At 67.6% G+C, this 21160-nt stretch carries 19 protein-coding genes; 12 read left to right on the top strand and 7 right to left on the bottom strand.

Translation table 11 applies throughout. The annotated features are described in order from the left end of the window. Nucleotides 1–36 precede the first annotated feature (36 nt). Nucleotides 37–1371: a GTP-binding protein gene (locus FKV23_RS03315; protein ID WP_141622576.1), complete on the top strand. Its 1335-nt coding sequence runs from the start codon at nucleotides 37–39 to the stop codon at nucleotides 1369–1371. Nucleotides 1372–1587: 216 nt separating this feature from the next. On the opposite strand, the gene FKV23_RS17105 is transcribed toward FKV23_RS03315, so the two are convergent. The 3 genes from FKV23_RS17105 to FKV23_RS03305 form a co-directional block, all read right to left on the bottom strand. After that, nucleotides 1588–1773, bottom strand: a complete 186-nt coding sequence (locus FKV23_RS17105; RefSeq protein ID WP_167284927.1) for a hypothetical protein — start codon at nucleotides 1771–1773, stop codon at nucleotides 1588–1590. A gap of 20 nt (nucleotides 1774–1793) precedes the next feature. Beyond that, the gene (locus tag FKV23_RS03310; protein WP_141622575.1) at nucleotides 1794–2153 is read right to left on the bottom strand and encodes a hypothetical protein; all 360 of its coding nucleotides are present in this window, start codon (nucleotides 2151–2153) and stop codon (nucleotides 1794–1796) included. Between the two features lie 166 nt (nucleotides 2154–2319). Beyond that, entirely contained in the window at nucleotides 2320–2658 is a 339-nt protein-coding gene (locus FKV23_RS03305) for a Rieske (2Fe-2S) protein (protein WP_141622574.1), read from the bottom strand. Nucleotides 2659–2828: 170 nt separating this feature from the next. On the opposite strand from FKV23_RS03305, the gene FKV23_RS03300 reads away from it, so the two are divergent. The 4 genes from FKV23_RS03300 to FKV23_RS03285 all read left to right on the top strand — a co-directional run bounded on the left by FKV23_RS03300 (nucleotide 2829) and on the right by FKV23_RS03285 (nucleotide 6464). Next, a complete protein-coding gene (locus FKV23_RS03300; protein WP_208543227.1) occupies nucleotides 2829–3212 on the top strand; it encodes a hypothetical protein in 384 nt (127 codons plus the stop codon). A gap of 43 nt (nucleotides 3213–3255) precedes the next feature. After that, complete coding sequence (locus FKV23_RS03295; protein ID WP_141622573.1) at nucleotides 3256–3993, top strand: fumarylacetoacetate hydrolase family protein; 738 nt, start codon at nucleotides 3256–3258, stop codon at nucleotides 3991–3993. A gap of 73 nt (nucleotides 3994–4066) precedes the next feature. Continuing rightward, on the top strand, nucleotides 4067–4480 hold the full coding sequence (mscL, locus tag FKV23_RS03290) for a large-conductance mechanosensitive channel protein MscL (protein ID WP_141622572.1): 414 nt from the start codon (nucleotides 4067–4069) through the stop codon (nucleotides 4478–4480). A gap of 550 nt (nucleotides 4481–5030) precedes the next feature. Continuing rightward, entirely contained in the window at nucleotides 5031–6464 is a 1434-nt protein-coding gene (locus FKV23_RS03285; RefSeq protein ID WP_407067665.1) for a M28 family peptidase, read from the top strand. 8 nt (nucleotides 6465–6472) lie between these two features. On the opposite strand, the gene FKV23_RS03280 is transcribed toward FKV23_RS03285, so the two are convergent. The 4 genes from FKV23_RS03280 to FKV23_RS03265 all read right to left on the bottom strand — a co-directional run bounded on the left by FKV23_RS03280 (nucleotide 6473) and on the right by FKV23_RS03265 (nucleotide 11342). Then, nucleotides 6473–7687, bottom strand: a complete 1215-nt coding sequence (locus tag FKV23_RS03280; RefSeq protein ID WP_141622570.1) for a hypothetical protein — start codon at nucleotides 7685–7687, stop codon at nucleotides 6473–6475. Nucleotides 7688–7787: 100 nt separating this feature from the next. Next, nucleotides 7788–8651 (bottom strand): TrmH family RNA methyltransferase, encoded by an 864-nt coding sequence (locus tag FKV23_RS03275; RefSeq protein WP_141622569.1) that lies wholly within the window; start codon nucleotides 8649–8651, stop codon nucleotides 7788–7790. Further along, nucleotides 8648–10132: an alanine/glycine:cation symporter family protein gene (locus FKV23_RS03270; RefSeq protein ID WP_141622568.1), complete on the bottom strand. Its 1485-nt coding sequence runs from the start codon at nucleotides 10130–10132 to the stop codon at nucleotides 8648–8650. Before FKV23_RS03270 ends, FKV23_RS03275 begins: the two co-directional genes overlap by 4 nt. A 220-nt stretch (nucleotides 10133–10352) precedes the next feature. After that, a complete protein-coding gene (locus FKV23_RS03265) occupies nucleotides 10353–11342 on the bottom strand; it encodes an NAD(P)-dependent oxidoreductase (protein ID WP_141622567.1) in 990 nt (329 codons plus the stop codon). A gap of 102 nt (nucleotides 11343–11444) precedes the next feature. Between FKV23_RS03265 and FKV23_RS03260 the strand changes: the two genes are divergently transcribed. The 7 genes from FKV23_RS03260 to FKV23_RS03230 all read left to right on the top strand — a co-directional run bounded on the left by FKV23_RS03260 (nucleotide 11445) and on the right by FKV23_RS03230 (nucleotide 21090). After that, on the top strand, nucleotides 11445–12014 hold the full coding sequence (locus FKV23_RS03260; protein WP_208543271.1) for an ANTAR domain-containing response regulator: 570 nt from the start codon (nucleotides 11445–11447) through the stop codon (nucleotides 12012–12014). Nucleotides 12015–12033: 19 nt separating this feature from the next. Beyond that, the gene (locus FKV23_RS03255; RefSeq protein ID WP_244244083.1) at nucleotides 12034–13113 is read left to right on the top strand and encodes a CmpA/NrtA family ABC transporter substrate-binding protein; all 1080 of its coding nucleotides are present in this window, start codon (nucleotides 12034–12036) and stop codon (nucleotides 13111–13113) included. Nucleotides 13114–13609: 496 nt separating this feature from the next. Continuing rightward, complete coding sequence (locus FKV23_RS03250) at nucleotides 13610–14779, top strand: nitrate/nitrite transporter (protein ID WP_208543270.1); 1170 nt, start codon at nucleotides 13610–13612, stop codon at nucleotides 14777–14779. 8 nt (nucleotides 14780–14787) lie between these two features. Continuing rightward, entirely contained in the window at nucleotides 14788–15285 is a 498-nt protein-coding gene (locus tag FKV23_RS03245) for a GNAT family N-acetyltransferase (protein ID WP_141622564.1), read from the top strand. 43 nt (nucleotides 15286–15328) lie between these two features. Next, a complete protein-coding gene (nirB, locus tag FKV23_RS03240; protein WP_141622563.1) occupies nucleotides 15329–17788 on the top strand; it encodes a nitrite reductase large subunit NirB in 2460 nt (819 codons plus the stop codon). 1 nt (nucleotide 17789) lies between these two features. Then, complete coding sequence (gene nirD, locus FKV23_RS03235; RefSeq protein ID WP_141622562.1) at nucleotides 17790–18158, top strand: nitrite reductase small subunit NirD; 369 nt, start codon at nucleotides 17790–17792, stop codon at nucleotides 18156–18158. Between the two features lie 163 nt (nucleotides 18159–18321). Next, on the top strand, nucleotides 18322–21090 hold the full coding sequence (locus FKV23_RS03230) for a nitrate reductase (protein WP_141622561.1): 2769 nt from the start codon (nucleotides 18322–18324) through the stop codon (nucleotides 21088–21090). Nucleotides 21091–21160 lie beyond the last annotated feature (70 nt).

The following is a 21160-nucleotide window of genomic DNA, read 5'->3' as shown; positions in this document are numbered from 1 at the left end:
CACGTCGCAAGCCACCCGCAAGCCAAGGATCCGCCGATGCTCCAGCCGCAGAACACGCCTGCCCGCCAGCCATTGCCCGTTACCGTTCTTTCCGGCTTCCTCGGTGCCGGCAAGACCGCCCTGCTCAACCATGTCCTCCGCAACCGCGAGGGCCTCAAGGTCGCCGTCATCGTCAACGACATGAGCGAGGTCAACATCGACGCGACGCTGGTGCGCGATGGCGGAGCAGCGCTGAGCCGCACCGAGGAAGCCCTGGTCGAGTTCAGCAACGGCTGCATCTGCTGCACCCTGCGCGACGACCTGATGCAGGAGGTCCGCCGGCTGGCCGATCAGGGCCGTTTCGACTATCTGCTGATCGAGTCGACCGGCATTTCCGAACCGATGCCGGTGGCAGCGACGTTCTCGGTTCGCGACGAACATGGGTTCAGCCTGGCAGACGTGGCACGGCTGGACACGATGGCAACCGTGGTCGATGGCAACCGCTTCCTCGACGACTTCTCGTCCAGCGAGCACCTGGCCGATCGTGGCCAGCAGGCCGGGCCGGACGATACCCGCGGCATCGTCAATCTGCTCGGCGACCAGGTCGAATTCGCCGACGTCATCGTGATCAGCAAGTGCGACATCGCCGACCCCGAGAAACTCGCCCTGACCAAGTCGATGTTGCGGGGCCTGAACCGCGATGCGCGCATCGTCGAATCGCGCAACGGCGATCTGCCGCTGTCCGAGATCCTGGACACGAAGCGCTTCGACTTCGTCCGCGCGCAACTGGCGCCCGGCTGGATGAAGGAACTGCGCGGCGAGCACACGCCGGAAACCGAGGAGTACGGAATATCGAGCTTCGTGTTTCGCGCGCGGCGGCCGTTCCATCCGCTGCGCTTCGATCGCCTGCTCGGCCGCGGCATCGACGGGATGATCCGCGGCAAGGGCTTTTTCTGGCTGGCCGGCCGGATGGACTGGGTCGGCGAGCTGGCAGTCGTGGGCGGTTCGACGCAGACCCAGGCGGCCGGGTTCTGGTTCGCGGCCCGGCATCGCGTCGACATCGGCCAGGTCGGCACACCCCCACCGACGATCGAGTCGACACTGGCACCGTTGACCGCGCAAGGCTGGGCCCGGGTGCAAAGTGCCCGCTGGTCGGCGCCACCGCCATCACCGGAAGAGGTGCCCGACCCCCGCGAGTACCAGGCCATGCAACGCCTGTGGCACCCGCTGTGGGGCGACCGGCGCCAGGAACTGGCGATCATCGGCATCCGGATGGACGAAGCCCGTGCCCGCGCCGAACTCGAAGCCTGTCTGCTGAGCGACGAAGAGATGGCGGCCGGGCCCGACGGCTGGCTCGATCTGTCCGATCCGTTCCCGGCATGGCGCAGATAGCGGAGAACCGCTTATCCCGACGACAGGCGGCGCGGGGCCGGGGCGGGATTGCCGGCCCTATCCCTCGCCCAGCCACATCGCACCGTCGCCGCTGGCCTACACCGCGATCGCGGTGTTGCTGGTCGACCTGTTGTCCTGGGAAGTCGGCGACTTGGGCTGACGAGAAGCCGCGTGTCGTCAAAGCGACGGCACGCGGCCTGCCTGTTTCCGTGCGTCTCAACCATCGCCACACCTGCTCGCACTGCCGCGGCAGGGAATCGCGCGCAGGTACTCGTAGATGGCGCGCTTGTCGCGTTCGGTCATGCCCCGGTACACCGGCCACGGCATCACCTGCAGCAGGTCGGCTTCCTGCGAGGGCACGAACGGTGGACGGCCCTTCAAGTCCGCACCGGTATTCAGCACGAACAGGAACTGCTCAAGGGTCAGTCCGGCCGGCCGCTCGCGTTCGGGGTGAGGTTGCGCGAGATGAACGGACCGAACTCGGTACCGCCAGCGAGGAAGCCGTCGACGTTGGTCACCGTCGGCTGCCCCAGGAACGGATCGCCACCGGCCACGTACGGCGGACTGGTGTGGCAATCGGTGCAGGCGCCCTGGCCGTTGACGATGTAGCTGCCCAGGCCGACCAGTTGCGGGTTCTTGCCAACCATGTTGAGCGGTACCGGATTGATGGCATAACCCTTGCGGACCTTGGCGGCCTCGCCGGCACCGGGTTGCTGGGCGGACGCGGTCGCGACAGTGCCAAGGGCAGTGAGCAGCGCGACCAGCACGAGTGTGGATTTCATCGATAAGTCCTCGCTAATGGGAACGGGCCTGCGCGTCCCCCCTCGCGCTTGCACTCCGTATCCAACGGTCACCTGCAGCCGCGTCGGCCTACCGTTGGTCGGTTGCCGCGCACAGGGTCGAGGCGCTGTCACCCTGTCGGCACATCAGCCCCTCTGGATCCGGCCCCTACCCTCCCACCAGCCACACCGCCCCGTCGCGCACTTCCACGGCGACCGGCCGCAGCGCGTCGCCACGGCAAGGACCGGCCACGCATTCGCCTTTCTCCAGTTCGAAGCTGGCACCGTGGGCGGCGCAGACCAGCAGGCCGTCCTTGCTGCGCAGGAACTGGCCTGGCGCCCAGTCGAGACGGCGACCGGCATGGGGACAGATGTTGAGCCAGGCACGCACCGCATCGCCGTCGCGCAACAACAGTAGTGATTCGGCATCGCCGTCGAGCACGGCCTCGACTTCGGCCAGGGCGCCGTCCGGCAGGCGTTCGAGATCAAGAAGTGGCTGGGCGGTCATGTCGGCGTGGCAGCTCGCAACGGCGGGGGTTCGAAGCAGGCAGACAGGCCTGGATTCCTCCTGCCGCCACATTCGATTAACGAATTCATTACACGGTCATATGGCCGGCGCCCGATACTCGCGCCTCGGCAATGTTGCCGGATTGTGTCACGACTACCTGACAACGACCGATGTTCGCCCACACCTTCCGTTTCGACCATGCCCGCTTCCAGGACCGAATCCGCGCCGCGGCTTCGCCACGCAAGCCGCGCCAGCGCTGGCTGCGTATTGCCTGTGGTGCGGTCGGGCTGGTGCTGCTGGCACTGCTGGTCATGTTCAGCGTGGTGGTCGGTGCGGCGATGATCGCCGCCGGCCTGCTGTACCGATGGTGGCAACGGCGCGGCAAGCCGGTCGCGCGCGCAGGCAACGTCGTCGACGGCGAGTACCGCGTGGTCGACCGCAACAGCACCGGCGATGTCCGACCGGAGCGTGACGTGCTGGAACACGACGGACTCGTACACGACGGACCGGGACACGATGGACTGGAGCGCGACCGCCGCCCTCCGGTAGGCTGAGCGCCCCGCCGGCACCGTCGCCGGCCCGATGAGAGCCTTGCCCATGGTCGACGTCATCCCGGCGCCGGCAACACCGCGCATCCCGGTCCACGGCCACGACGAGCTCCGTGCCTCCAGCCTGTATTTTCCGGTCCGCCGCATCTATTGCGTCGGCCGCAACTTCGCCGACCACGCGCGCGAAATGGGCGCTACCGTGCCGACCGGCAAGGCCGACCGCGGCCAACCGGTGTTCTTTCTCAAGCCCGCCGATGCGCTGGTGCTGGACGGTCGGGTTCCCTACCCGCCCGGCACCGGAGAGCTGCACCATGAGGTCGAACTGGTGGTGGCGCTCGGCACGGACGCTCCGCCCGGCATGCTTGCGCCGGATGCGGCCGGCTCGCTGGTCTACGGCTATGGCCTCGGCCTCGACCTGACCCGCCGCGACCTGCAGGCGGCGGCCAAGGCCAAGGGGCTGCCGTGGGACACCGGCAAATCGTTCGACTTCTCCGCACCGGTCGGTCCGCTGGTACCGGCAGCGGAAATCGGCGCGCTGGCCGGGCGCACGATCGCGCTGGCGGTCAATGGCGAAACCCGCCAGCGCGGTTCGCTCGACGACCTGATCTGGACCGTGCCGGAAATTCTGCACGAGTTGTCGAAGTTGTATGCCCTGCGCGCAGGCGACCTGGTGTTCATGGGCACTCCGGCTGGGGTCGGTCCGCTGCAAGCCGGCGACAGCTACGAGGCGACGCTCGATGGCCTGCCGGCACTGGCCGGACGGATCCTGCCCCCGGCCACAGGCTGAGTATTTGCCCCTGCCTGCCACCGCGCGCTTTGCGGTAGCCTGTCGCGACTCAAATCCACCTGGAGTACGCCGCATGGGAATGGTCAGCGAGTTCAAGGAATTCATTGCACGGGGCAACGTGATCGACCTTGCCGTGGCAGTGGTGATCGGTGCCGCATTCGGCAAGATCGTTACCGCCCTGGTCGACGGCATCATCATGCCGGTTATCGGCGGACTGACCGGTGGCGCGAGCGTCAGCGACTGGAAGTACGTGCTCAGCCCGGCCACGGTCGACGCGGCCGGCGCCGAGGTGGCCGAAGTCGCGATCCAGTACGGCGCCTTCATCCAGACCGTCATCGACTTCCTGCTGATCGCGTTCGTGATCTTCCTCTTCATCAAGGCCTACAACCGGCTGAAGAAGGCCGAGGTTCCGGCCGAGGAAGCGCCGGCCGAGCCGGCCGAGGAAGTGCTGTTGCTGCGCGAGATCCGCGATTCGCTGAAGAAATAGGGCTCTTCTCCCAAGTGCGGGAACGTAAACGCGGAAGTCGGAGGCCCTGCCTTTGCGAGACCTTCCGAAACATGGATGTTTCGGATGAGCCCCCATGGATGGGTTCACGGCGTGTCTCGTAAAGGCAGGGCCTCCGACTTCTGGACACGTTGTCGGCGCCCGAAGAAGACTTGCCGAAGCAACGAGCTTTCACGCTCGCGAAAGGCGACGGGCGGCGACTCCTTCCGAAGCCGCCATCCCCAGAGCGAGAAACAGGCTATCGGCATGCAGCCATGAGCGGCATTCAAGACTGCGACCAAAAACCGTCAAGTCACGCATGACTTGAGACACCCCGGCACGAAGCCGCGAGTTGCTAAGCTCGCGGCTTCGTCTTTTCCAGCCCGAGGTTTACCGAATGCGCGCACCGCTGCTGGCTCAAGTGCACTACACGCAACAAGTCGTGAGCGTCTGGCGGCGTTTTTGGGCGCAGTTCGACGTTGCTCGTCGTCGCCATGGCGACTGCCATGCCTCCTCCTCACGCCTTGATCTGCACCCAGATCCACCACCCTCCATCTCACGATTTGTCACGCGCAGTGCACTAGCCACGTCCCTGCTGATCACCGCCGGCGCCGCCGCCCCCGCATTCGCCGCGCAACCCGGGCCAACGGTCATTCCCGACAGCGCGATGGCCACCGCCGCCACCCTGCGCGAGCAGGGACTGGCCAGCGACCTGGCCTACCGGGTCACCGAATCGCTGACCACCGAGATCGGCCCGCGCCTGGCCGGCAGCGAGGCCGATGCCCGGGCAGTGGCCTGGGCGGTGGCCAAATTCAAGGAGCTCGGCTACGACAAGGTCTGGACCGAGCCGGTGACCTTTCCGAAGTGGGAACGCCGCAGTGAGAGTGCACGGGTACTCGGTCCGCATGCACAGCCGCTGACCATCACCGCCCTGGGCGGCAGTCCGGCCGGCACGGTCGAAGGCGAGGTGGTGCGTTTCGCCGACCTGGCCGCACTGGAAGCTGTCCCGGCCGGTTCGCTGGCCGGCAAGATCGCCTTTGTGGATTACAAGATGGAGCGTGCCCGCGACGGCAGTGGCTACGGCCCCGGCAGCCGCGTGCGCAGCGGCGGCCCGTCGGCCGCGATCCGCGCCGGCGCCGCGGCGTTCATCATGCGCTCGGCCGGCACCGATTCGCACCGCATGCCGCATACCGGCATCACCCGCTTCGACGAAGGCCTGACCCCGATCCCCGCGGCCGCGCTGTCGGTGCCCGATGCCGAGCAGCTGACCCGCCTGCTTGCGCTCGGCCCGACCCGGCTGCAGTTGGCGCTGGACTGCGGCTGGGACGGCGAATACACCTCGCAGAACGTGATCGGCCAGATCGACGGCAGCGAGCGGCCGGAGGAAGTGGTGGTGATCGGCGGTCACCTCGATTCCTGGGACCTGGGCACCGGCGCGGTCGACGATGCCGCCGGTGTCGGCATCACCATGGCCGCCGGAGCGCTGATCGGCAAGCTCGGCAAGTCAGATGGCGGGCGCCCCGCACGCAGCATCCGGGTGATCGCCTGGGCCAACGAGGAACAAGGCCTGCACGGCGGCCGCGCCTATGCCGAGGCGCACGAGGAAGACATCGAACTGCACGTGATCGGTGCCGAAAGCGACTTCGGTGCCGGCCGCATATATGGCTACTCCAGCTCGGCGCCGGACTATGCGGCCGATGCCGAGCGCCGCATCGCCGAGGCGCTCGCACCGCTTGGCATCGAGCACCTGCCAGGCCAGGGCGGCCCCGGTCCGGACCTGATCCCGTTCGTGGAGAAAGGCCTGGCCTGGGCGCGACTGGCCCAGGACGGCACCGACTATTTCGATCTGCACCACACCCCGGACGACACCTTCGACAAGATCGACCCCGCAGCGCTGGCGCAGAACGTTGCCGCCTATGCCGTGTTCGCCTACCTCGCCGCTTCGGCCGAAGGCGGCTTCGGCAGCGCGCCGAAGCAAGGGGAATAGCAGCGCGCTCAATCGAGCAAGGTACTGCGCAGGGTGCGCGATTCCCTGCCCAGCACGTCGCTCACGGCCGCGCGCAGTGCCGCGCGGCTGACCTGGCGCTTCCGCATCAGCTTCCGCACCACGTCGTCCAGGCTGTGGTCGCCGGCGGCGCGGATTTCGGCATCGAGGTCGGCGAACAGCACGACCGCGCGCGCGGTGACCTTGCCGCTGGCGCGGCTGGTCTGCAGCCGGATGACGCCGCGGCCGTGCGCGCGCATCCAGTCGAGCGCCTTGTCGGCGCGGCGCCGGCTGAGCAGGCCGGCACGGCGTGTCAGCTCGATCGAGTAGTACTCGGCCAGACCTTCCACGATCCAGTCGTCGCCTGCGTCCGCGGACAGACGCGTGACGACGTGGACGAGTTCATGTGCCGGGGTGCTGCTGCCGTTGCCGCTGATCAACGGCCGCTCGACATGCAGGTAGATGGATTGCGGTCCCGACAGACCACCGCGCCACATCGGGTCGCCGGCCTGGACCACCAGCAACCGCGACGGCAACTTCCCGAAGGCACGTTGCGCTTCCGGGGCGATCGCGGTGACGAAGGCCAGCAGGTCGCCGAAACGGGCGCCCTGGCCGACCGGCGCGGCCACCGCAATCCTGCTTCCGGCGATGGTGTCGCGGCGGACCCCGATCCGGCCAAACAGCATCCAGCCCTTCGGGCGGTCCATGCGCCGTTCGCTGTCGACCACCACGAAGGTCTTGCCGTCGCCTGTCGATGAATACGGAGTCACTGCGCTCCAGCCCTCCGGCAGCACGAAGCGCAGGCGAGCACGCGAATCGGCGCCGCGGGTGACAGTCGCCTGCATCGGCGGAAACAGGTCGTCGCCACGCAGCAGTGCCCAATCATCGGTGATCCGCGCATCGAAACCGTCGCCTCGACGGCGATGGTCGATGCGCACCCGGTAGCGGAACGTACCGCCCTGCGCTGGCGGCGTCCAGGTGACAAGCTCGCCGTCGCGCTCGATTTCGCCGTTGCCGCGCAGGTCGCGATAGCGTGCCTGCGGCAGCGCCATCTTCAGACGGATCAAACGCCCATCGACGGGTTTGGTCGCGATCACCACCTGCGCGTCGCCACGCGCGGGCAGCAGCTCGACCCTGTAGTCGACCGCGAACGACCCGCGCGCGATGGCCGCACCCGGAACGGAAGAGAGCAGTAGCAGTAGCAGGAACAGGACGGGACGGGACATGAATGTCAGGACTGGCTTCATGGTTTCATCCATTGCCGGGCACTGGCGCATACCGGTGCCGATCATCACGCGTGCAAGCTGAACCGGAAGTCGACCTGGCTCAGTGCCGCGACCGCCAGGCGGCCAGCAGCACGGCGGTGGCGGAGGCGACGTTGAGGCTTTCGACCGCGCCGGTGCCCGGGATCGACAGGCTCAGGTCGCAGGCGCCGGCAAAAGCACGATCCATGCCTTCGCCCTCGGCGCCGAGCACGTAGACCAGCCGTTCCGGCAGCGCAGTGGCGAACAGGTCGGTACCGTCTTCGACCACGGTCGCGGCAAGGCTGAAGCCGGCGCCGCGCAGCTGGGCGACGGCATTGTCGGCACGCCCCAGGCGCACCAGCGGCACCGCTTCGGCGCCGCCTTCGGCCACCCGCGCAGCGGCACCCGACAGGGCCAGCGTCGAATGGCCGGGCAGCAACACCGCCGACACGCCGAAGTGGGCGGCCGAGCGCAGGATCGCGCCCAGGTTGTGGGGGTTGCCGACACCGTCCAGCCACAATGCGCATTGCGGTCCATCCGGCAACTGCTGCAGCCAGGTCGACAGCGACAGCGGTGCCTCCCGCAACACGTCGGCCACCACGCCCTCGTGATGACTGCTGGCGGCCAACCGGCGCAGGTCGTCCTCATCGACCACGCGGTAGCCGATGCGGTGGGCCACGCACCACTTCAACAGCGGCTGCAACTCGGGGATGCGGGATTCGGCCAGATACAGCTTGCGCAAGGCTTCGGGTCGACGTGCGAACATCGCCCGCACCGCGTTCAAACCATACAGGCGCAGCTCGCGTGCACCCGCGTCGCGCGCCCCGGCATCGCGTACATCTGCATCGTGCGCTCCTGTGCCATGCGTGCCGGCGTCGTTGCCGCCGGCCTGCTGTCGCCGGTCATGCTGCCGGCGACGCTGCCAGGGTGAATCCTTCCCGTTCATGCGCCTGTGTCATCGCCTTTCTTGCGCCGCTCCCAGAACCCTGCATTGCGGATGCCCAGCGCTTCCGGGTCGAACTCCGGATCCTGGCCGGCTTTCTTCTGCCGCTCATAGTCGCGCAACGCAGCCAGGGCCGGTTTCTGCAGGATCAGGATCGCGATGATGTTGAGCCACGCCATCAGGCCGACGCCGATGTCGCCCAGGTCCCAAGCGGTGCCGACGCGGCCGATCGCAGCATAGGTGACCGCGGCCATGATGCCGATGCGCAGCACGAACACCATCCACGGCCGGTGCACCTTGCGGTTGATGTAGGCGATGTTGGTCTCGGCCATGTAGTAGTAGGCGATCAGGGTGGTGAAGGCGAAGAACAGCAGCGCCAGCGCTACGAACGACTTGCCGAACCCCGGCAGCACCGACTCGATCGCATGCTGGGCGAACTCGGGGCCATGCTCGACACCGGCCAGGTTGGTCACCAGGTTGGCGGCATGCAGGCCGGTCGCCGGATCGATGGCACTGGCCGGATCGTAGACGTTGTACATGCCGGTCGACAGGATCACGAAGGCAGTGGCAGAGCACACCAGCAAGGTATCGACATAGACCGAAAAAGCCTGCACGTAGCCCTGCTTGGCCGGGTGCGAGACCTCGGCTGCGGCAGCGGCGTGCGGGCCGGTGCCCTGGCCGGCTTCGTTGGAATAGATGCCGCGCTTGACGCCCCACTGCACCGCCAGACCGACCACCGCACCGAACCCGGCCTCCATGCCGAACGCACTCTTGATGATCAGGGTGAACACCTCCGGCACCTGCTGGATGTTGATGAACACGATCACCAGCGCGACCAGCATGTAGGCCAGCGCCATGAACGGCACCACCACCTGGGCGAAATGGGCGATGCGTTTGACGCCGCCAAAGATGATGAAACCCAGAACCACCACCACGCCGGCCGCGGTCACCGCCGGCGCGATGCCCCAGGCTTCGTTCAGCCCCTTGGCGATGCTGTTGGCCTGGATGCCAGGCAACAGGAAGCCGGTCGCGACCACGGTCACCACCGCGAAAATCCATGCATACCACTTCAGTCCCAGCCCCTTTTCGATGTAGTAGGCCGGGCCGCCGCGGTACTGGCCGTTGTCGTCTTTCTCCTTGTAGATCTGTCCGAGTGCCGATTCGACATAGGCGGTCGAGGCGCCGAGGAAGGCGACCACCCACATCCAGAACACCGCACCCGGTCCACCGAAGGCGATCGCGGTCGCCACGCCGGCGATATTGCCGGTGCCGACACGACCGGACAGCGAAATCGCCAGCGCCTGGAACGAGGACACGCCCGCCTGCGAGGCCTGGCCGCTGAACAGCAACCGGATCATCTCCTTCACGCCGCGCACCTGCATGAAGCGGGTCCGGATCGAGAAGTACAGGCCCGCGCCGAGGCACAGGTAGACCAGCGGCGGACTCCAGATGATGTCGTTGAGCAAGGTGACCAGTTTGTCCACGTTATCGACTCCCCTCTCGAATCTCCGGGGCCGGCCCGGCAAAGAAGGGGCCACGATACCCGGAATCGGTAGCGGAGTGGACCGTGGTGGCTGGGCATGACGCCCTGGTGCGGCAACCCGGGCGATCCCGCGCCCGGGATTCTCTGCGCCCGTCAGGCACGAAAGTTCCCGGCCTCATTCGTCCCGGACGCGCTCGGCCGGGGACTTGTTCAACGGCTTGCTACAGGAACCGCGCCGCCCCGGCGCAGGTGATCAGTTCAAGTGCCCCGCCGTGCTTTTCGAGTCCGGCCGACAGGGCACGACTGGAGGCGTCGGTGTCGGCCGTATCCAGCACCACCACCCGCTTCCCCTGCCCCGCCATCGTGACGACCCGTTCGACCAGGAACCCGTCCGGTTTCAGGAACGGTTTCACGAACGGCTCGCGCGGTGCATCGCGGCGAGCCAAAGCCAGCAGCCCCGGGTCGATGCCGTCATGGTGGAACAATACGTCGGCCTGGTTCATCACCCGCAACGCGCGCAAGGTCAACTGCTCCGGGTCGCCATCGGCAACGATCAGGGCCACGCCGCCGGCGCCAGTGACCGGCGCGTCGAGTGCGGCCAGCAGCGCCCGTTCGGCGGCATCGTCCTGGTCGGCTCGCAACAATGCCGGCACCGGGCCGTCGATGATCGCGTCGTACCAGCGACGGCGTTGCGCAAGCTCGGGAAAACGCTGACGGATCGCGTCGCGATGGCGTGCGAACAGGTTTGCGAGCCGGCCCCATGACGCATCCAGCTGTGTTTCCAGCTGCGCACGCAGCCGGCGGGCCAGCATCGGCGCGGCACCGGAAGAGGAGATCGCGACCAGCAGTGGCGCGCGGTCGACGATCGCCGGGACCTGGAAGGTGGACAAGGCCGCGTCGTCGACGATGTTGGCCAGTCGCTTGCGCTGTCCGGCCTCGGCGGCCAGCCGCGCGTTGAAAACCCCGTCATCGGTCGCGGCGACCACCAGCCAGAACGCATCGAGCCAGTCCGGGTCGAATGCCTGCGGGCGATGTTCCAGCCGTGCTGCGGCATGCCAGCGTGCCAGCGTGGCGCCCAGCTCCGGCGCGCACACGCACACCCGCGCACCGGCATGGAGCAGGGCCTCGACCTTGCGCGTGGCGACTTCGCCAGCGCCGACGACCAGCACCTCGCGGCCGCGCAGATCGGCGAACAGCGGGTAAAGCGGCATGAGGGGCTCCCGTTGGCGAGGGGCTCGCGGTGACTTATGTTGCATGGCAACATGCAGTGAAGAGCCACGTCAAGCCGACCGAACCAAGCCCCCATCACGATGCTGCGCGTCCTCCTCGTCAACGATACCGACAAGCCGGTCGCCGATCTCAAGGGCGCACTCGAGGCTGCCGGTTACGAGGTGCTGCCGCATGCGGCGGCAGCCGGCCTGCTCAAGGCAGTGGAGCAGCTGCAGCCGGACGTGATCATCCTCGACGTCGACTCTCCTTCGCGCGACACCCTGGAGCAGTTGGCGATGCTCGACCGGCATGCGCCCAAGCCGGTGGTGATGTTCAGTGCCGACGGCAACGACCAGTTGATCCGCGACGCACTGGGTGCCGGCGTCGCCGCCTACGTGGTGGACGGATTGGCGCCGTCGCGGCTGGCACCGATCCTGAGCGTGGCGATGGCGCGCTTCGAGCAGCAGACACATGCCCGCCATCGGCTCGACGATCTCGAACGGAAACTGCGCGATCGCAAGGATGTCGACCGCGCCAAGGGCCTGCTGATGGACAAACGCGGCATGAGCGAAGCGGAGGCCTACACGGCCCTGCGCCAGCAGGCGATGAAACAGGGTGTGAAGCTGGCCGACGTGGCCCGCCGGATCATCGCCATGGCCGATCTGCTGGGGTGAACATGCTGGGACGAAGCCGATGAATGTGATCGACCACCACGGGGCATGCATGCTGGATGTGGGCTTCGTGCCGCTGATCGACGCGGCGCCGCTGGTCGCGGCCGTCCGCCTGGGCCTGGACCGCAAGCATGGCATCCGCCTGCGCCTGCACCGGCAGGCCTCGTGGGCGGCGATCCGCGACCGCCTGCTGTCGGGCGAACTGGACGCGGTGCACGCGATGGCGGCGCTGGTCCATGGCGTGCAGGCTGGCATCGGCGGCCCGCAGGCCGACCTGGCGATCCTGCTCGGACTCAACCAGAACGGCCAGGCGATCACCCTGTCGCCTGCGCTGGCAGCCCGGCATGTCGATGGCGAACCACTGGCCGACCTGCTGCGCTCGCTGCCGCGGCGGCCGGTGCTGGCGCAGACCTTCCCGACCGGCACGCATGCACTGTGGCTGTACTACTGGCTGGCCGCGCAAGCCGTGGATCCGATGCGCGATATCGAAGCGGTCAGCCTGCCGCCGTCGCAGATGCCGCAGGCGCTGGCGGCCGGCGAACTGGACGGCTTCTGCGCCGGCGAACCCTGGGGTGCGCAGGCCGAAGCGATCGGCGCCGGCCGGCGGGTGATCCGCAGCGGACGCATCTGGTCGGGCCATCCGGAAAAGGTGCTGGCCTGCCGGCGCGAGTTCGCCGCGCTGCAACCCGATGTCGCGCGGGCCCTGACCACGGCCGTGCTGGAAGCCTGCCGCTGGCTGGACGAACCCGGGCATCGCCGCGATGCGGTGGCCTGGCTGGCGGCACCCGACGCGATCGGCCTGCCGGAGGAACGCCTTGCGGCGTGCCTGCTGGCGGGTGCGGACGAACCGGCCGGCGAGATGATGCGCTTTCATGCCGGAGGCGAAGCCAACTTTCCGTGGCTGTCGGATGCGCGATGGTTCCTGCGACAGTTCCGCCGCTGGGGCTGGTTGCCCGAAGCCGGTGCATCCAATGAGGACGACCGGCTGCGCGATGTACTGCGCCTCGACACGTATCGGGAGGCTGCGCGCGCGCTTGGCATCCTTCTGCCCGCAAGCGACAGCCGGAACAGTGTTCCGCACGATGACAACACCTTGGCCTGACCGCACGCAGGCCCGATCAGTCGTAGCCCGGCAAGCGGAACACGTCCAGCTATCCAGCACTCGGTCCCGGGTGCGCTTCGCTTGCCCGGACTGCGAGGTGTTGATGCACCGCACAAACATGATGCAGTCCTGCGCCGATGTTGTGCATTGCGCGGGGGCGCATCCGCTGCGCAACGCTGCGTGATGTCGCCAATGCCTTGAATCGCATCGTGTTTCATATGAAACGATTGCCACGCAAATCCTGGCACGCTGATTGCTAGACAAGGGATGCGGGCACAACGGCGTGACCGCGACAACCAGCTTCCGTCGCCGGGCCAACGACGGTCCTGCCACGCAGACAACGGCGTCTTTCCGGTGCGAGCCGGAAGGCGCCGTTTTTGTTTCGAAGCTTCGCTTCGACCCCCCACCGCGTCGCTGCCGGCACAACCGGTGGCGACACCTTCAGGAGATGGCGTGCATGAATCGATCCTTCTGGCAGTCCGGGCACACACCCACACTGCTGTCGGCGTTCCTCTACTTCGACCTGAGCTTCATGGTCTGGTACCTGTTGGGACCGTTGCAGGTGCAGATCGCGCAGGCATTGGCACTGGATACCCAGCAACGCGCGCTGATGGTGGCGGTGCCGATCCTGTGCGGCGCGGTGCTGAGATTGTTCCTCGGCCTGCTCGCCGATCGCATCGGCGCACGCGCCACCGGTCTACTGGCGCAGGTTATGGTGATCATTGCGCTGCTGGTGGCGTGGTCGCTGGGCGTGCACAGTTTCGGCCAGGTGCTGTTGCTGGGGGTGATGCTCGGCGTGGCCGGTGCCTCGTTCGCGGTCGCACTGCCACTCGCCTCGCGCTGGTATCCGCCCGAGCACCAGGGCACCGCGCTCGGCATCGCCGGTGCCGGCAATTCCGGCACCGTGCTGGCGGCACTGTTCGCGCCGGCGCTGGCCGCGGCCTTCGGCTACCAGAACGTATTCGGGCTGGCCTGCATTCCATTGGCGGTGGTCCTGGCCATCTTCTTCCTGTATGCGAAAGACGCACCGGTGGAGGTGCCGCGCAAGGGCCTGGCCGACTACGGCCGCGTGCTGGTCGGCAATCGCGACTCGTGGTGGTTCATGTTCTTCTACGCAATCACCTTCGGCGGCTTCGTCGGCTTCGCCAGCGTGCTGCCGGGCTATTTCCATGACGAGTTCGGCTTCGCGCCCAAGATCGCCGGCTGGGCAACCGCGGCCTGCGTGCTGGCCGGTTCGGCCATGCGCCCGCTCGGTGGCGTGATCGCCGACCGCATCGGCGGCACACGCTCGTTGCAGATGGTCTATGTCGCGGTGAGCGTGCTGGTGGCCGCCACCGCGCTTGGCACCGGCGGCGCGGCGACAACGGTGGCGCTGTTCGTGGTCGCGCTGTTGTGCCTGGGAGCCGGCAACGGTGCGGTGTTCCAGCTGGTGCCGCAGCGCTTCGGCAGCGACATCGGCCTGATGACCGGACTGATCGGCATGGCCGGTGGCGTCGGCGGCTTCGTGCTGGCGGCGGGCATGGGTGTGATCAAGCAGCAGTCCGGCAGCTACTCGATCGGCCTGTGGCTGTTCGCCGCCGTGGCACTGTCTGCGTCGCTGTGCCTGGTGGGCGTCAAGCAGCGCTGGCGCATGCACTGGGCCGCGACGGGCACCGCACGGGTATGAGGACGGACATGCAGATCCAAGTCGACCCGCTGACCGGCCCTGAGATCGCCGCGTTGCTGCGCGAGCACCTGGACGAGATGCACCGGATCTCGCCACCGGAGAGCGTGCATGCACTGGACCTCGACCGCCTGCGAACACCGGAGGTCACTTTCTGGAGCGCATGGAGCGACGGCGAGCTGCTCGGTTGCATCGCCCTCAAGCAGCTCGACCGGGGCCATGGCGAGATCAAATCGATGCGCACCTCGGTGCGGCACCAGCGCCGGGGCGTGGCGTCGGCGCTGCTGCGCCACCTGCTGGAGGAAGCGCAACGGCGCGGCTACCGGCAGTTGAGCCTGGAGACCGGTACGCAACCCGAATTCAGCGCGGCGCGCACCCTGTACGCACGCTACGGATTCCAAACCTGCGGGCCGTTCGCGCAGTACGCCGAGGATCCGCATAGCGCGTTCATGACGCGGATGCTGCAACCCGCGAGGCAGGCCCCGCATGCACGGGAACAAGCACGGTGAAACCGGCAGCCCCCACCTGCCCAGGCTGGAGACAGAGGAAGAAATGAAGAAGCCCAGGCTCGTCGTGATCGGCAATGGCATGGCCGGCATCCGCACGCTTGAGGAGCTGCTCAAGCTGCAGCCGGACATGTACGAGATCACCGTGTTCGGGGCCGAGCCGCACCCGAACTACAACCGCATCCTGCTGTCGCCGGTGCTGGCCGGCGAGCAGGCGTTCAAGGACATCATCCTCAACCCGCTGTCCTGGTACGAGGAGAACGGCATCCGCCTGCACGTCGGCAAGGAGGTGGTGAAGATCGACCGCATCCGCCGCCGCGTGATCGCCGCCGACGGCACCGAGGCCGAGTACGACCGCCTGCTGGTCGCCACCGGTTCCGAACCTTTCATCCTGCCGGTCCCCGGCAAGGATCTGCAGGGGGTGATCAGCTACCGCGACATCCACGACACCCGGACCATGATCGACACCGCACAGGTGAAGAAGAGTGCGGTGGTGATCGGCGGCGGCCTGCTCGGCCTCGAGGCCGCCAACGGCCTGAAACTGCGAGGCATGGACGTGACCGTCGTCCACCTGGCCGGCTGGCTGCTCGAACGCCAGCTCGACCCGACCGCGGGACAGATGCTGGAGAAGTCGCTCACCGAGCGCGGGCTGAAGTTCCGCCTCAACACCTCGACCACCGAGCTGGTCGGCAACCCGGACGGCGAGGTCACCGCGGTGCGCTTCTCCGACGGTGACGAGGTGCCGGCCGACCTGGTGGTGATGGCCGCCGGCATCCGCCCCAACACCCGACTCGCGCAGGAGGCCGGCATCCACTGCAACCGCGGCATCGTCGTCAACGACACTTTGCAGACCTACGACCCGCGCGTGTACGCGGTCGGTGAATGCGTCAGCCATCGCGGCATCGCCTACGGCCTGGTCGCGCCGCTGTTCGAGCAGGCCAAGGTCTGCGCCAACCACCTGGCGACCTTCGGCATCGGTATCTACAAGGGTTCGGTGGCCTCGACTAAGCTCAAGGTCACCGGCATCGACCTGTTCTCGGCCGGAGACTTCATGGGCGGCGAAGGCACCGAGGAAGTGGTGCTTTCGGACCCGTCCGACGGCCTGTACAAGAAGCTCGTCCTGCAAGGCGACAAACTGGTCGGCGCCTGCCTGTACGGCGATACCGGCGACGGGGGCTGGTACTTCAGGCTGATCAAGGATGGTACCCCGGTCGATGAATTCCGCGACCAGCTGATGTTCGGCGAGAACGCGATCGGCGACGCCGGCACCGGCGGCCAGGACCGCATCGCGAAGATGGCCGACGGCGACGAGGTCTGCGGCTGCAATGGCGTGTGCAAGGGCACGATCGTCAAGGCGGTTCGCGAGCAGGGCCTGTTTACCGTCGACGAGGTCAAGAAGCACACCAAGGCGGCCAGCTCCTGCGGGTCGTGCACCGGACTGGTCGAGCAGATCCTGATGAACTGCCTCGGTTCCAGCTTCCAGGAGACGCCGAAGACCAAGGCCGTGTGCGGTTGCACAGACCTCAGCCACGGCGAGGTGCGCAAGGCGATCCGCGAACACCACCTGGTCACCCATGCGCAGGCCTACGAGAAGATGGGCTGGCGCACGCCCAACGGCTGCGCGACCTGCCGCCCGGCGGTCAACTACTACATGCTCTCGACCTGGCCGCGCGAGGCGGCGGACGATCCGCAGAGTCGTTTCATCAACGAGCGCGCCCACGCCAACATCCAGAAGGACGGCACTTTCTCGGTGGTGCCGCAGATGAAGGGCGGGGTGACCAACCCGTCCGAGTTGCGCCGCATCGCCGACGTCGCCGACAAGTACGAAATCCCGATGGTCAAGGTCACCGGCGGCCAGCGCATCGACCTGCTCGGGGTGAAGAAGGAGGATCTGGTCGACGTCTGGCGTGATCTCGGCATGAAGTCCGGCCACGCCTACGGCAAGTCGATCCGCACGGTGAAGACCTGCGTCGGCAGCGAGTTCTGCCGCTTCGGCACCCAGAACAGCACCCAGATGGGCATCGAACTGGAAACGATGCTGGCCAACATGTGGAGTCCGCACAAGGTCAAGCTGGCGGTGTCCGGCTGTCCGCGCAACTGCGCCGAGTCGGGGATCAAGGACGTCGGCATCATCGCGGTCGATTCGGGCTGGGAGATCCACGTCGGCGGCAACGGCGGCATCAAGACCGAGGTTGCGCAGTTCCTGGCCAAGGTGAAGACCGGCGACGAGGTGAAGGAGCTGGTCGGCGCCTTCCTGCAGCTGTACCGCGAGGAGGCCTACTACCTCGACCGCACCGTGCACTACATCGCCCGTGTCGGACTCGACTACGTCAGGCAGAAGGTGATCGAGGACGCCGGCAATCGCCGCGCGCTGTTCGAGCGCCTGCTGTACGCGCTGGAAGGGCTGCCCGACCCCTGGGCGGAGCGCGTACGGCAGGCGCAACCCCCACGCGAGTACACGCGGCTGCGCCCGGACCGTCGCATTGCCGCCGTGCTGGAGGATTGAGATGAGCGATGCAGGAAAGTGGATCCAGGTCTGCGCGCTCGACGACATCCCGGTGCTCGGCGCACGCGTGATCGAACGCATGGGTGATGACGACATCGCGCTGTTCCGCCCCGCGGCCGATCGCGTGTTCGCGCTGGCCGATCGCTGCCCCCACAAAGGTGGTCCGCTGTCGCAGGGAATTGTCGCCGGCGACACCGTGACCTGCCCGTTGCATGGCTGGAACATCGAGCTGGAAAGCGGCAATGCCTGTGCGCCGGACGTGGGGTGCGCGCGCGGCTTCCCGGTGCGGGTGGTCGATGGCCGGGTGTGGTTGCCGCTGGAGGCGCTGGAAGAAGCCACGCCTGCCGAAGAAGAGGAGACCACTGCGTGATGGGAACAGCTCCGCGAAAGCCCACTCTTGCTCGTCATTCCCGCGAAAGCGGGTTGCCTTATCGTGCCGCCGCAGGCGGCTATCCATGGACTTTGTTATTTCATGGCATGACGTCCATGGATCCCCGCCTTCGCGGGGATGACGGGTTTGTTGAGGCCGCCTGATGGATGGTGCCGGCCCCGCTCGCTCCGCGCGCACGGTCACGCGCTCGACCTGCTGCTACTGCGGCGTCGGCTGCGGCGTGCTGATCGAGAGCGAGGGCGAGCGTATCGTCGGCGTCGCGGGCGATCCGCAACACCCGGCCAACCACGGCCGCCTGTGCAGCAAGGGCCGCACCCTGGCCGAAACCGCGCGCAACCTGCACGGCCGCGTGCTGCAACCGGAACTGCGCGCGCAGCGCCACGAGCAGCGTCGCCCGGTCGACTGGGGCTTGGCGCTGGACACCGTGTCCGCGCGCCTGGCCGACATCATCGAGCGGCACGGGCCGGACTCGGTTGCCTTCTACATCTCCGGGCAGTTGCTGACCGAGGACTACTACGTCTTCAACAAACTGGCCAAGGGTCTGATCGGCACCAACAACATCGACACCAACTCGCGGCTGTGCATGTCCAGCGCGGTGACCGGCTACAAGCTCGCGTTCGGCGCCGACGGTCCACCGACCTGCTACGAGGACCTCGAGCACGCGAAGACCGTGTTGTTCGCCGGCAGCAACGCCGCCTACGCACATCCGGTGCTGTTCCGACGGCTGGAGGAAGCGCGCGAGCGCGACCCGGACGTGCGCTGGATCGTGATCGACCCGCGCCGCACCGATACCGCGGCAATGGCCGACCTGCACCTGGCCATCCAGCCCGGCACCGACGTCGCCCTGTTCAACGGCATGCTCCACCACCTGATCTGGGAAGGATGGGTGGACGCGGACTTCATCGCCCACCACACCACCGGCTTCGACGAACTCAAGCAGCTGCTGCGCGACTACACCCCGCGCATGGCCGCCGAGATTTGCGGTATTTCCGCTGCCGACCTCATCACCGCCGCCGAGTGGTTCGGCCGCAGCCCTGCCACGCTGTCGCTGTACTGCATGGGCCTGAACCAGTCCGCACACGGCACTGACAAGAACCTCGCCCTGATCCAGCTGCATCTGGCCACGCGCCAGCTCGGCCGGCCCGGTGCCGGTCCGTTCTCGCTGACCGGGCAGCCCAACGCGATGGGCGGGCGCGAGGTCGGCGGCATGGCGACCATGCTGGCCGCACACCGCGATATCACCAACGCCACCCACCGTGCCGAGGTCGAGCAGCTATGGAAACTGGCCCCGGGCAGCCTGTCGCCGCGCCCCGGACTGGCGGCGGTGGAACTGTTCGAGGCGGTGCGCAGCGGCAAGGTCAAGGCGGTATGGATCGCCTGCACCAATCCGGTGCATTCGATGCCCGACATCGCCCGCGTGCGCGACGCCCTGCAGCGCGCCGAGTACGTGATCGTGCAGGAGGCCTTCCGCGACACCGACACCGTGCCCTACGCCGACGTGCTGCTGCCGGCCACCACCTGGGGCGAGAAGGATGGCACCGTCACCAACTCCGAGCGCCGCATCTCGCGCGTGCGCGCGGCGGTGCCGGCGCCGGGGCAGGCGCGGCATGACTGGTGGATCGTGCGCGAGGTCGCGCGCCGGATCGAGGCGCGCCTGGCCGGGCCGGGCACCGGGCCGATGTTCGCCTTCGATACGCCGGCACAGATCTTCGACGAGCACACCGCGTTGACCATCGGCCGCGACCTCGACATCGGCGGCCTCGATCATGCGCGCCTGGAGGCCGATGGCCCGCAGCAGTGGCCATTCCCCAGCGGCAGCCGGCAGGGCCAGGCGCGCCGCTATGCCGACGGCCGCTTCGCCACCGCCGACGGCCGTGCATGCTTCCATGTCACGCCATTCCGGCCGGTGGCCGAACCGATTTCCGCACGCTACCCGCTGCGCCTGCTGACCGGCCGCCTGCGCGACCAGTGGCACGGCATGTCGCGCACGGGCCGCGTACCGCAATTGTTCGCCCACAGCCCCGAACCGTCGCTGCACATGCATCCCGACGATGCCGCGCGTCGCGGCCTCAAGGCCGGCGAACTGGTGCGCGTGGCCAGCGCCCGCGGCGAGCTGGTACTGCCGCTGGAGCCGAGCGACGAGGTCGGCTCCGGCACCGTATTCGCCGCAATGCACTGGAGCGGCCAGTTCCTGTCCAGCGGCGGCATCAACGAGGTCAGCCAACCGGCCACCGACAGCCGTTCGCAGCAACCGGAGTTGAAGCACGCCGCGGTGCGCGTGGAGAAGGCCGGTTTCGGCTGGCACCTGCAGGCCGCGCGCCGCGGCGACGTGCTGGCGATGCGCAAAGCGGTGCAACCGCTACTCAAGGCGTGTGGTTATGCGGGCATCGGCCTGCATGTCGAACGTACCGTCGAAGCGGACGCATTCGACGGTCCGGCCTGGCTGGTGCTGCGCATCGCCGCCGACGCGCCAATGCCGATGCAATGGCTGCAGGCATTGGACGATGCACTGGATCTCGCCGCCGGCCCCGACACCCTCGAGTACCGCGATGCCCGCCGCGGCCTGCTCAAGCGCGTGGCCTGGCGTGCCGATGACAACACCAGCTTCATCGACGGCCTGCTCTGGACCGAAACCGGGTCCGGTGCAGTCTTCGGGTCATTGCTGCAACGCGTCCTGTCAGGCCACCCCTGGCAGGGCTCGCGGCTGGCGGCGTTCTCCACTGCGGCCGTCGACGTCGTCCGCGACCCGGTGGTCTGCGTCTGCCGCCAGGTCGCCGAATCGACGATCCGCGAGTGCGTCGCGATGGGTGCCGGCGTCGCCGAACTCAAACAACAACTGGGCTGCGGCACCGTCTGCGGCTCCTGCATTCCGCAGCTCACCCGGCTTGCCCGGCAAGCACAACCGGCATGAGCCATTGCAGTTGGAGAAATTCAACACTGTCATCCCCGCGAAGGCGGAGATGACGTCATCTGAAACGGAG

The sequence above is a fragment of the Lysobacter alkalisoli genome (assembly GCF_006547045.1).
GTDB lineage: Bacteria > Pseudomonadota > Gammaproteobacteria > Xanthomonadales > Xanthomonadaceae > Marilutibacter > Marilutibacter alkalisoli.
Note: the sequence above shows the minus strand (reverse complement) of the source record. Positions and strands in the feature narration are given on the sequence as shown.